Origin of the sequence: Pararobbsia alpina, assembly GCF_902859895.1 — a bacterium.
Taxonomy (GTDB): Bacteria; Pseudomonadota; Gammaproteobacteria; order Burkholderiales; family Burkholderiaceae; genus Pararobbsia; species Pararobbsia alpina.
Genome location: NZ_CADIKM010000007.1, coordinates 1 through 12,277 on the forward strand (window position 1 = coordinate 1; position 12,277 = coordinate 12,277).

The 12,277-nt window shown below is 62.5% G+C and carries 7 protein-coding genes, 1 tRNA gene and 3 pseudogenes; 5 read left to right on the forward strand and 6 right to left on the reverse strand.

Features of this window, described 5'->3' with window-relative positions; translation table 11 throughout:
• The 5 genes and pseudogenes from HV670_RS09855 to HV670_RS09875 form a co-directional block, all read right to left on the reverse strand.
• Nucleotides 1-206: pseudogene (locus HV670_RS09855) on the reverse strand (IS3 family transposase); the annotation flags it as partial.
• Nucleotides 203-748 carry a transposase gene (locus HV670_RS09860; RefSeq protein ID WP_343054379.1) on the reverse strand — a complete coding sequence of 182 codons (546 nt, stop codon included), beginning with the start codon at nt 746-748 and terminating at the stop codon, nt 203-205. The pseudogene HV670_RS09855 and the gene HV670_RS09860, both read right to left, overlap by 4 nt.
• A gap of 53 nt (nt 749-801) precedes the next feature.
• A complete protein-coding gene (locus HV670_RS09865) occupies nt 802-1,476 on the reverse strand; it encodes a hypothetical protein (RefSeq protein ID WP_175104605.1) in 675 nt (224 codons plus the stop codon).
• 322 nt (nt 1,477-1,798) lie between these two features.
• Nucleotides 1,799-1,873 (reverse strand) — tRNA-Arg (locus HV670_RS09870).
• Between the two features lie 190 nt (nt 1,874-2,063).
• The gene (locus tag HV670_RS09875; RefSeq protein ID WP_175104606.1) at nt 2,064-2,246 is read right to left on the reverse strand and encodes a rubredoxin; all 183 of its coding nucleotides are present in this window, start codon (nt 2,244-2,246) and stop codon (nt 2,064-2,066) included.
• A 339-nt stretch (nt 2,247-2,585) separates the two neighbouring features.
• On the opposite strand from HV670_RS09875, the pseudogene HV670_RS09880 reads away from it, so the two are divergent.
• The 5 genes and pseudogenes from HV670_RS09880 to HV670_RS09895 form a co-directional block, all read left to right on the forward strand.
• Nucleotides 2,586-4,197: pseudogene (locus tag HV670_RS09880) on the forward strand (ATP-binding cassette domain-containing protein); the annotation flags it as partial.
• A 74-nt stretch (nt 4,198-4,271) separates the two neighbouring features.
• Nucleotides 4,272-4,535 (forward strand): annotated as a pseudogene (locus HV670_RS32210) (ABC transporter ATP-binding protein); the annotation flags it as partial.
• 329 nt (nt 4,536-4,864) lie between these two features.
• Nucleotides 4,865-6,850, forward strand: coding sequence for a DNA topoisomerase IV subunit B (locus HV670_RS09885; protein ID WP_175104608.1), 1,986 nt, complete (start codon nt 4,865-4,867; stop codon nt 6,848-6,850).
• Nucleotide 6,851: 1 nt separating this feature from the next.
• Nucleotides 6,852-9,155: a DNA topoisomerase IV subunit A gene (parC, locus tag HV670_RS09890; protein WP_175104609.1), complete on the forward strand. Its 2,304-nt coding sequence runs from the start codon at nt 6,852-6,854 to the stop codon at nt 9,153-9,155.
• A gap of 111 nt (nt 9,156-9,266) precedes the next feature.
• Nucleotides 9,267-9,722, forward strand: a complete 456-nt coding sequence (locus tag HV670_RS09895) for a CopD family protein (RefSeq protein ID WP_175104610.1) — start codon at nt 9,267-9,269, stop codon at nt 9,720-9,722.
• 133 nt (nt 9,723-9,855) lie between these two features.
• On the opposite strand, the gene HV670_RS09900 is transcribed toward HV670_RS09895, so the two are convergent.
• A complete protein-coding gene (locus HV670_RS09900) occupies nt 9,856-12,159 on the reverse strand; it encodes a bifunctional diguanylate cyclase/phosphodiesterase (protein WP_175104611.1) in 2,304 nt (767 codons plus the stop codon).
• Nucleotides 12,160-12,277: the final 118 nt, after the last annotated feature.

Sequence of the window (12,277 nt, forward strand, 5' to 3'; positions counted from 1 at the left end):
GCGCGTTCATCGGCAGAAAGCTTGTGGAGCGGCTCATGGCGCCGCAACGAGCGCCCGTCCACCGCGCCAGGTTCGCCGAGTTGCCAGCGCTGGACTGTCCGGGCACTAAGCCCCAGAATGTTGCACGCATGTTCCTGACGAGCCCCGGCCAGGGTCGCCTCGCCGATCAGGTCGATCAATGTCTTGCGCTCTTCAGGGGCCGTCATTCGGCCTCGCCCTCGAACAGCGCACGGTACTTTTTTTGCAACACCAGTAGCGCCGCAGCTTCAGCCAGCGCCTTCTCCTTGCGGTTCAATTCGCGCTGCAGTTGTACGTTGGCCTGCTTCAGATCCCGCACTTCCTGAGCGCTCTCGCGCCGGCCACCAGCCCCGCCAACCGTGCAAAAATCCGCGCGCCACTGCGCGAGATGATGCGCAAACAGGCCGCGCTCACGACACCAGCCGTTCAAGGCTTCGTCGATCAGTCCATGGCTCTCCTGCAATGCCATCAGTCGTTCTTCCAGCGACCAGTCTTCCGGACGTCTTGCGTGCCCGGAGCCCGAGCTCCGGTTCGCGGTGGTGGCGCCTCTCATCCATTTCCTTAACGTCATTACGTTCACGTTCAATTCGTCTGCCACAGATCCAACCGTGCGGTTCCCGCGCTGCAGGACCTTCGACAGGGCCTGCTCCTTGAACTCGACAGAATACGTTTGTCTCGCCTTCAACCTGCACCTCTGACTCTTCTTGATAAGAAATTTCAGAGGCGACAACTACTATGACGCCGGGGGTGGATTGGTCCTTTCTTTGTAGTTAGTTTATGTGCCTATGCCCACGGGTCGACTTCGTGCGTGAATGGAACACCCGAGTGTTTGAGCCAGCTGAACGCGTCGTCCCACGCAGGATAGTGCCGGCCAATGGACGCCAGTAGTTTCGCCGGCGTGCCGGGGCTGTCGCCGGTCGTCTGCGTCATCGCGAGGTAGAGTCCCGGCAGCGCTTCGGGCGCAACGCGGTACATGTCGGCCCTATCGCTTCCCAGGTAATCGCGGTCATAAAGGTCGAACAGCAAACCGCCGTCGTCCTCTGATTTGACCGTCGCCGTACAGTGGGGATACGACGTCAGGCTGATGGAGCGGAGTTCCACGGGCGGCGGTCTGTCACTGGCCGACGAGTTAACCGCATCGCCAGGAGCCGTTGCAGGTGCAACCGTCACCTGCATGAAGCGCTCGAATGCGGCCGACTCACCCACGCCATATCGCTGCGCATAACGCGTCTTCAGGGCTAGCCGTTCGGTCTCGTGGCGTTGCATGATGATCGATCGCAGCCACGGTTCGGTATCGGCAGAGACGAGCAGGATGTCGAGCAGCGCGGGCCAGTCCGCCTCCGCATCACCGAGCACATAGACGGGTGCCGCGCCGACCTCGTCGGCCAGCTCAGGACCGGGCGGCTCCAGCGTCAGCCCCCAGCCGTCCGGCAGGCGGAATGGTAGGCTGGTATCCAACGGCCGCCACCCAAACCAGGCCCATTGCGCCGGGTAGCGAAAGCTTTCGATCGGAGTTTCTTCGAGATGCTGCACGCAGAGCTGCAGCTGTGCGACGCACCAGCAGCCCGGCTGCCATGTTGTGATTATATTGAGCGGAGTCATGCCGCCATTCTATGTGCCTAGCCTGTGTCTGCGCTACGGGCCGTGTTCGCGGCGCGACAGGCACCGGCCCGAACCTGCCGTCTGGGCAGAAGAACATGTGCTTTCCCACATTCGTTACGCCAGAATTACGCCAAATTTCACGAGCATCCTTGTTGCATGGGGCTCTTGGGGTCTTTCCTGGTCCCCCCGGCAGGAATCGAACCTGCATCTAGCGCTTAGGAGGCACTTGTTCTATCCATTGAACTACGGGGAGATGGACCATTATCCAGCGGCGCGGAGGCTGTGTGGGATTGGCCTTCGCCCTGTCTCCAGGGCGGCTTGGCCATCCGCGCAGTCCGCGAAATCCGCCAGCGCGGGCAGAGTATAGCAAAGACGCTCGAAAACCAAGCCTGCGCAAAGCCCCGCCAAGATCACGTGAGCAGAAGGCTCAGCCAGCCCTCACCTCAAAACTCCGCCATCACAAAATCCTCTTTCCCCACGTCGCACTCCGGACACCGCCAGGTCTGGGGGATGTCCTCGAATCGTGTCCCCGCGGCGATGCCTTCTTCCGGAAGCCCATCCAGTTCGTTGTAGACCCAGCCGCAAATCAGGCAGATCCAGGTCTTGTATTCAACTACTTCGCTCACGTTGCCACCCGCCAAATCGTCTAAAGATCCCAAGGAAGGCGAGATTCTACCCGGGCTGGACACCTGCAGATGCGTGCCCCCATTACAAGAATTACAAGCCACCCCGAGATCCGCTTCCGGCGCGGCACTGAGAACGACTTCCCCCGACCGATTCGAGGGAAGCGCAAGCAAGCTCGCAACGGTGATCCCCGCCAAACGGCGGAAACACGCCTCTTCCTACCCAGTCACAGCCTTTCCCCGACCCATATCTCTCACAAATGCCTACCCCCTTCCGGCCAGCAGGCGCAGGTATCAAGCCGACCGGTACAATGAGCGTCTTTCCGTACCTACCAGGTCGTCATGTCGCTGTTTTCCATCACCGGCGCGCATCTCGCGTTCGGCCACGTCGCCTTGCTCGATGGCGCCGATTTTTCACTTGAAGCCGGCGAACGCGTCGGCCTGATCGGCCGCAATGGCGCCGGCAAGTCCTCTTTGCTCACGATCGTCGCCGGAGAAGCCAAACCCGATGACGGCCTGATTTCGCGTCAGCAGAATCTGACGACGGTCTACGTGCCGCAGGAGCCGGCCTTCGATCCGGAAGCGACGGTGTTCGATATCGTCGCCTCGGGCCTCGGCGATACGCGCAGCCTGCTCGAGCAGTTCGATCAGGTCGCGCACATGCTCGGCGAGCCGGAACATGACCACGACCACGAGGCGTTGCTTGCGCGAATGAATACGCTGCAAGGCCAACTCGATGCGCTCGATGCGTGGCAGTGGCAAACGCGCGTCGCGACGACGCTTCAGCAACTGAATCTCGACGGCGACGTCAAGGCAGGGGCGCTGTCAGGCGGCCTTCAGAAGCGGCTCGCACTCGCACGCGCACTGGTCGCGCGTCCGGATGCGCTGCTGCTCGACGAGCCGACCAATCACCTCGACTTCGATTCGATTCGCTGGCTCGAGGAGCTGATGCTGTCGTTCGGCGGCAGTCTGCTGTTCATCACCCACGATCGTTCTTTCCTCGATCGCGTCGCGACGCGAATCGTGGATCTTGACCGCGGCAAGCTGCTCTCGTATCCGGGCAACTTCACGGCATACCAGGAGCGCAAGGCGCAGCAGCTCGAAGTGGAAATGGTCGAACAGGCGAAGTTCGACAAGCTGCTCGCGCAGGAAGAGGTCTGGATCCGAAAAGGGGTCGAGGCACGCCGCACCCGCAGTGTGAGCCGGATCGAACGGCTGCAGAAGATGCGCCTGGACAGCGCGGCACGTCGCAATGTGCAAGGCAATGTGAAGCTCGACGTCAGCCAGGGCGAGCGATCGGGCAAGATCGTCGCGGAACTCACGGATGTCTCGAAGTCGTATGGCGAGCGGATGATCGTCGACAATTTCACAACGACGGTCATGCGCGGTGACAAGGTCGGCCTCGTCGGGCAGAACGGCGCGGGCAAGACGACTTTGCTCAAGCTGATTCTCGGGGCGCTCCAGCCCGACAGCGGCAAGGTGCGCACGGGCACCAACCTCGAAGTGGCCTATTTCGATCAGATGCGCGCGCAACTCGACCCGGAGCGCAGCCTCGCGGATACGATCGCACCCGGTAGCGACTGGATCGAGATCGCGGGCAATCGCAAGCATGTGATGAGCTATCTGGGCGATTTTCTGTTCTCGCCCGAGCGTGCACGTTCACCGGTCCGCTCCCTGTCGGGCGGGGAACGCAACCGCTTGCTGCTCGCGCGGTTATTTGCGCGGCCGGCCAATGTGCTGGTGCTCGACGAGCCGACCAACGATCTCGATATTCCGACGCTCGAATTGCTCGAGGAGTTGCTGACGGACTATGACGGCACGGTATTGCTCGTGAGCCATGACCGCGCATTCCTCGACAACGTGGTGACCTCGGTGATCGCCGCGGAGGGTGAGGGCAAGTGGCGCGAATACGTCGGCGGTTTCAGCGACTGGCAGGTGCAGAAAGCGCGTTCGGATGAGATGGCACGCGCAGCCACGGCGGCGAGCAATGCCGCCGCGGCAGCGGCAAACGGCAAGGGAGCGAAGGACAGCGCCTCGGGCCGTAATGCGCAGCGCTCGGTCAAGCTGTCGTTCAAGGAGCAGCGCGAACTCGAAAGCCTGCCGCAGCAGATCGCGACGCTCGAGGCGGAGCAGAAGGAGATCGTCGACAAGCTCAGCAATGGCACGGCTTTCAACAAGGATGCGAAAGAAGCGCAACGCCTGACCGAACGCAATGGCGCAATCGACGAAGCATTGCTCGTCGCCCTCGAGCGTTGGGAGGCGCTCGAAGCCAAGTCGGGCGGAAAGGCCTAGGCAGGACTGGAGCTTTCCCGGCGTCCGGTTCCCGACGCCCTTTGCGCCCCCGCAACGCGCCGATGCCGCCGCCCGCCCGGCTCGCCATTACAATAGTCTCGCCGGAGCTGCGAGGTGATCGTCGGCGGCACCGCCCAATTTACTGGCGCGTATGACGAGCACCTTGTTTCTTATCGGGTTTTTGCAGAACTCCCTGGCTTGTCCACGCAGTTGTCCACAGAGGATGGGGATAACCGGGCCGCATCGATCAGGATGCCGTGCGTCGACTCTCCAGGCCGTTCTGCCATAAGCGAACCAAGTGCAAACCAAGTTTCGAAGCGCAACGGGCTATGTCAACAAAGAAGGCAACACCGTCGTATAGCGAAGCATCGATCAAGGTGCTCAAGGGTCTCGAGCCGGTCAAGCAGCGTCCCGGCATGTACACGCGTACCGAGAACCCGCTGCACATCATGCAGGAGGTGGTCGACAACGCGTCGGATGAGGCGCTCGGCGGCCATGGCAAACAAATTGCCGTCACGCTGCACGCGGATGGCGCGGTCAGCGTCGAGGACGACGGTCGAGGCATCCCGTTCGGCATGCATCCCGAGGAGGGCGTACCGGTCGTCGAAATCGTCTTCACGCGGCTCCACGCGGGCGGCAAGTTCGACAAGGCTGCGGGCGGCGCCTATACGTTCTCGGGTGGTCTACACGGCGTCGGCGTGTCGGTGACCAATGCGCTGTCGACGCGGCTCGACGTGCTGGTCTGGCGCGACAGCAAGGTGGCGGAGCTGGGCTTCGCGCATGGCGACGTGGTGCGGCCGCTGACGGTGCGTCCGGCGACGAAGGCCGACAAGAAATCAGGCACGCGCGTCACCGCCTGGGCCGACCCCAAGTATTTCGATTCGTCCAACCTGCCGATCGCCGAGCTGCAACGCCTGTTGCGTTCCAAGGCGGTCCTGCTGCCGGGTGTCGAAGTCGTCCTCGTGGTAGAGAAGACGGGCGAGCGCTTCGCCTGGAAATATGAAGCGGGCCTGCGCGGTTATCTGCTTGAAGGCCTGAACGACAACGAGCCGCTGATCCCGCTGTTCGAAGGCGAGCGTTTCGCGGACGGCGCGCGTGGCAGCGACGACAACTTCGCGGAAGGCGAGGGCGCCGCCTGGGTGGTCGCATGGACCGAAGAAGGGCCGCTGCTGCGTGAATCGTATGTGAACCTGATACCGACTCCCGCCGGTGGCACGCATGAAGCCGGCCTGCGCGAAGGGCTGTTTCAGGCGGTCAAGAGCTTTATCGAACTGCACGGCTTGCTGCCCAAGGGTGTGCGGCTGTTGCCGGAAGACGTGTTCTCGCGCGTGTCTTTCGTGCTGTCGGCCAAGGTGCTCGATCCGCAATTCCAGGGGCAGATCAAGGAACGGCTCAACAGCCGCGATGCGGTCCGGCTGGTCTCGTCGTTCACGCGTCCGGGGCTTGAACTCTGGCTGAACCAGCATGTCGACCTGGGCCGCAAGCTCGCCGACCTCGTGATCAAGCAGGCGCAGGCACGCACACGCGCGGGCCAGAAGGTCGAGAAGCGCAAGAGCTCGGGTGTCGCGGTGCTGCCGGGCAAGCTCACCGACTGCGAATCGACCGAGCTCACACGCAATGAATTGTTCCTCGTCGAGGGCGACTCGGCTGGCGGCTCGGCGAAGATGGGGCGCAACAAGGAATTCCAGGCGATCCTGCCGCTGCGAGGCAAGGTGCTGAACACCTGGGAAACGGAGCGTGATCGGCTCTTCGCCAACAACGAAGTCCACGATATCGCGGTCGCGATCGGCGTCGATCCGCATAGCGATGGAGACACGCCGGATCTCAGCAATCTGCGCTACGGCAAGATCTGCATTCTGTCGGATGCGGACGTCGATGGCTCGCACATCCAGGTCTTGCTGCTGACGCTGTTCTTCAAGCACTTCCCGCAGCTGATCGCGCGCGGGCATGTTCATGTCGCGCGGCCGCCGCTGTTTCGTGTCGATGCGCCCGCGCGTGGCAAGAAGCCTGCGCAGAAGCTCTACGCGCTCGACGACGGTGAGCTCGAGGCGATCCTCGACAAGCTGAGCAAGGACGGTGTGCGCGAAACGCAATGGACGATCAGCCGCTTCAAGGGGCTTGGTGAAATGAACGCGGAACAGCTCTGGGACACGACGATGAACCCCGACACGCGCCGGCTGATGCCGGTCGCGCTCGGCGAGCTCGACTATCTCGCGACCGTCGGCACGATGAACATGTTGATGGGCAAGGGCGAGGCCGCCGCACGGCGCGGCTGGATCGAAGACAAGGGCAACGAGGTAGAGGCGGATATCTGATATGGAACAGCAGGATATTGACTTCGCACCGCCCGCGGACGGCGAATACCTGACGCTCGGCAAGTACGCGGAACAGGCTTATCTCGACTACGCGATCAGCGTCGTCAAGGGTCGCGCGCTGCCCGACGTCAGCGACGGGCAGAAGCCGGTGCAGCGCCGCCTGCTCTTCGCGATGAACGAAATGGGGTTGCGCGCCGACGCGAAGCCCGTGAAGTCGGCTCGCGTGGTCGGCGATGTGCTCGGTAAATACCATCCGCATGGCGATCAATCCGCCTATGACGCACTCGTACGTCTTGCGCAGGATTTCTCGCTGCGTTATCCGCTGATCGACGGCCAGGGCAATTTTGGTTCGCGCGACGGCGACGGCGCGGCGGCGATGCGCTACACCGAAACCCGGCTCGCGCCGATCGCGCGTCTGCTGCTCGATGAAATCGACGAAGGTACGGTCGATTTCATGCCGAACTACGACGGTTCGTTTCAGGAACCGAAGCTGTTGCCCGCACGCCTGCCGTTCGTGTTGCTCAATGGCGCATCGGGCATCGCCGTGGGGCTGGCGACCGAAATCCCGCCGCACAATCTGCGCGAGGTCGCGCAAGCCGCGGTCGCGTTGATCCGCAATCCGAAGCTCACGCGCGCCGAGCTGATCGAACACCTGCCGGGTCCGGACTTCCCCGGTGGCGGCCAGATCATCTCGAGTCCCGCGGAAATCACCGCGGCCTATGAGAGCGGCCGCGGCAGCCTCAAGGTGCGCGCGCGCTGGAAGATTGAAGAGATGGCACGTGGCCAGTGGCAGGTGGTGATTACCGAACTGCCGCCGAACGCGTCGTGTCAGAAGGTGCTCGAGGAAATCGAGGAACTGACCAATCCGAAGATCAAGCTCGGCAAGAAGTCGCTGACACCCGAGCAGATGCAGACGAAGCAGAGCCTGCTCGCCATGCTCGATACGGTACGCGACGAATCGGGCAAGGATGCGCCCGTGCGCATCGTGTTCGAGCCGAAGTCGAGCCGCATCGACCAGACCGAGTTTATCAACACGCTGCTTGCGCACACGAGTATGGAGTCGGGCGTCGCGCTGAATCTCGTGATGATCGGCACCGACGGCCGGCCGCGCCAGAAGTCCGTGCTCGACGTGTTGCGCGAGTGGGTCGAGTTCCGCGCGCTGACGGTGACGCGGCGCAGCCGCTTCCGGCTCGCCCGGGTGAACGACCGGATTCATATTCTCGAAGGGCGGATGATCGTCTTCCTGAATATCGACGAGGTGATTCATATCATTCGCGAAGCCGAGGAGCCGAAGGCCGCGCTGATGGCGCGCTTCGAACTCAGCGAGCGGCAGGCCGAGGACATTCTTGAAATCCGCCTGCGCCAGCTGGCGCGGCTCGAAAGCATCAAGATCGAAAAGGAATTGCAGGGCCTGCGCGACGACAAGTCGAAGCTCGAAGAACTGCTCGCAAGCGAATCGGCGCTCAAGCGCCTGATGATCCGTGAGATCGAGGCCGATGCGAAGCAGTATGGCGATGAGCGCCGCACGCTGATCCAGGCCGACAAGCGCGCGGTTTTCGAACAACGCGTGGTCGACGAGCCGGTCACCGTGGTGGTCTCGCAGCGCGGCTGGGTGCGCACGGCGAAAGGGCATGGTCTCGATCCCGCGCAGTTCGCCTTCAAGGCGGGCGATGCGCTCTACGGTGCCTTCGCGAGCCGTACGACCGATACGCTGGTGGCCTGGGGCAGCAACGGGCGGGTCTATTCGGTGAGTGTCGCAGCCCTGCCGGGCGGTCGCGGCGATGGCGTGCCGGTGACCTCCCTGATCGAACTTGAGGGCGGGACGCACCTGATGCACTACTACGCGGCACCGGCCGAACAGGCCTTGTTGCTGTCGTCGTCGGCAGGCTACGGTTTCATTGCGAAGATCGGCGATATGGTTAGCCGGGTCAAGGCGGGCAAGTCCTTTATGACGCTCGACGACGGCGCGCTGCCGCTCACGCCGATGCCCTTGTGGCCGCAGGCGACACAGGTGGCCTGTCTGTCCGACGATGGCCGTTTGCTCGTGTTCGGTCTCGACGAGATGAAGACGCTCAGCGGTGGCGGACGCGGTGTGACACTGATCGGGCTCGAGGGCAAGGAGCGCCTGGTCCAGGCGGCACCTATCGGCACCGCGGGTGTCGTGCTGTTCGGCACGCGCGGCAGCAAGCCGAGCGAGCTCGAGCTCAAGGGGGCCGCGCTGGCCTCGCATGTCGGAAAGCGCGCGCGCAAGGGACACAAGCCCGATACCCGGCTGAAGATCGAAGCATTGCGCCCGGCCTTGTGAATTTCTCCGTGATGTCGCTTGCAATGTGACTTATGACGTTGCGTCTTGCGTTGCAAGCGACATCTCATCACTTATCCCCCATTTGAACGACAACGTTCGCGAGATCTATCGATGATTCACGCTTTTCAAATTGCGCTGTTTGCCCACCTTGCGGGTGTCTCCATCTGGGTCGGAGGCATGGTCTTCGCGCACTTCTGCCTGCGCACATCGCTTGCCGAACTCACGCCGCAGTCGCGGCTGCCGCTGATGGAATCGGCGCTCGGCAAGTTCTTCAACTGGGTGACGTGGGCGATTGTCGCGATCCTGTTGAGCGGCGGTTTCATGATGTCCAAGGTCGGCAATATGCAGGCGCCCTGGCCGATCCTCGCGATGGCGGTGACGGGTATCGTGATGATGCTGATGTTCGGCCATCTGCGCTTCGCAGTCTACCCGCGTGTCCAGCGCGCGGTGCAGGCACAGCGCTGGCCTGACGGCGCACGCGCGATGACCTCGATGCGCCGGATCGTCGTCGTGAACATGGTGCTTGGCTTTGTGACGATCGCGCTTGCCGTGATGGGCCGCGTCTGAACAAGTGCGCGGCAATCCTCCTTCAGGGATTCTTTGGGGCGGGGAGAGAGGATGCCAAAGATGAGGCGCGGCAGCGCTACGCTATGAATGCGTCGGGCGGTGATGTCCTCGAAGGCACCCTCCCGTACACGCCCTAAGCCAGGCTCTCCGACCTCGTCGTGCAGACGCCGAAGCGCTCGATCAGTCCCGCGATTTCCGATGCCGGCACGGGCCGCGAGAACAGGTAACCCTGTGCCTCGACGCGACCGACCGAGGCGAGCCAGGCGATCTGCTCCTCGGTTTCCGTGCCTTCGACGACGACGGTCAGGCCAAGCGATCGGGCGAGACCGATGATCGCCGACACCATCACGCAGACGCTGCGGTCGTGCGGAATCGCCTGGATAAACGACTTGTCGACCTTGAGTGTGTCGACGGCGAACCGGTTCAGATAGGACAGTGACGAATAGCCGGTGCCGAAATCATCGAGCGCGATGCGCACGCCGAGCCGCTTGAGCGCGAAGATTTTTTCGGAGACGAGATCGGGGTACTCCATCATCGCCGTCTCGGTGATCTCGAGTTCGAGCCTGAAGGGCGGAATACTGAAATCGCGCAGGCAACGGCCGACAGTATCAAGAATATCGCCGCGCCAGAACTGGACCGACGAGATATTGATCGCGAGCGTGAGCGAGCCATGGCCCTGCCGCTGCCACAGGCTGAGTTGTCGGCATGCCGACTCGAGCACGAAGTCGCCGATGGGTACGATCAGCCCGGTCGACTCGGCGACGGGAATGAAATCCGCCGCCCCGATCAACCCGCGCTGCGGATGATCCCAGCGCACGAGCGCTTCAAAACCCGTAATGCAACGCTGGTTCAGATCAATCTTCGGCTGGTAGGCAAGGAACAGTTGTCCCTCGGCAAGCGCCACGCGCAACTGCTGTTCCCACTTCATCAAATGATCGGCGCGATGCGCGAGCGCGGGCGAGTAGAAGGCATAGCAGCCTTTGCCCGCGTCCTTGGCGCTGTACATCGCGAGGTCGGCTTTCTTCAGCAGGTCGATGTCGCTTTCATCGACAATCGTATGCAGCGCAATCCCGATGCTCGCATGCAACACGAATGCGGAGCCCTGCAGGTCGAACGGCTCGCGCAACATCCGGTCGATCGCCTCGGCGAGCCGGGTCGAGGCTTCCTCGACGTGGTCGCCGCGCATGACGACGACGAACTCGTCGCCACCGAACCGTGCGAGCATGCCCGCGTCGCCGACGGTGTCGCGCAGGCGGTTGGCGGTCATCAGCAGGACGGCATCGCCCTCGTTGTGGCCGAGCGTATCGTTGACCGTCTTGAAGTTGTCGAGATCGATATAAAGCAAGGCGAGCCGGCCGACATTGCCGGGCTGGCCGACTTCATGACGCAGGACCCTGACGGTTTGATAGCGGTTCGGCAGACGGGTCAGCAAATCAAATTCGACGAGATCGATCATCTCGCGCTCGCGGCCGAGCAGCTTCAGGATCAGCCCCGTCGCGACACCGAAGAACGCAATCATCGCAAGTGTGATGAAGGATCCCATCAGCAGATACACATTGCGCATGTGATAGTAGTCGGCCAACTCCTCGGCTTCCGAAAGTCCGACCAGCACGCCGAGCGGATAGCCGTCGATATGCCGGTACGAAACGATGCGCGTCACCCCGTCGATCGGGTCGTCGTACACACCGGACACATGCCGTCCGGTCGGATACTTGCCGGCGGCCGAGAACGACCCCGGTGCATGCGGCGTGCTGCCGGTCCGGCGCGCGAGCACCGTGCCGTTGTCGGAGACGACCAGGATCACGCCGTCCTTGCCGATCGCGGCGCTGTTGTAGAAATCATTGGTGAGATACGACGGATCTTCGCACACCGCCACGACTCCGGCGAATGAACCGTCCGGATTGTTGAGCCGGCGTGTCAATTGCAGCGACCAACGTCTCGAGGTCCGGTTGAGCACGGGCGTACTGATATATATCTGATCGTTGTCCTCGCGTTTGTGAACCAGGAAGTACTCGCGGTCGGACAGGTCGGTCTGCTGCGGGGCGGGATCAGCCGTCGTGGCGACGAGCTTGCCGTTCTTGTTGATCAGCGAGATCTGCACGAGCGTGTCGCTCTGCACGAGGCCCCGGTCGACGGTGTGGCGCAGGTCGAAATCTTCGGGCGCCTTCTCGAACTCGTACTTGACGAAGCGGGTGATCTGGTCTACCTGATGGATCGCTTTGATGGTGTGCTGTTCGAGCGCGGTCGACAGAATCGCGGCCGACGCGCTCGATGCGCGATAGGCGCTTTCCTTCTCGGCCTGCAGGCGAGTGACGATCGCGGCCCAGAGCAGGCCCAGCAACACAAGGCCGAGCAGCGGAATCGCAAGCAGCGAACGGCTCCGGATCGCCGCGCGATCCGCGGTGCGCATCGGAGCTTTGGGAGTCTGAAGTTTCATCGCGGATGGTGGCGCCCGAAAACTCCCTTGCGCTTGTTTGCCCAAACGTCCGCGAAGCGTGTCGAAGGTTCGCGCATGTTCCCCGAATCGGCGTTGTCGTGATCGTTAAAGGATGTCT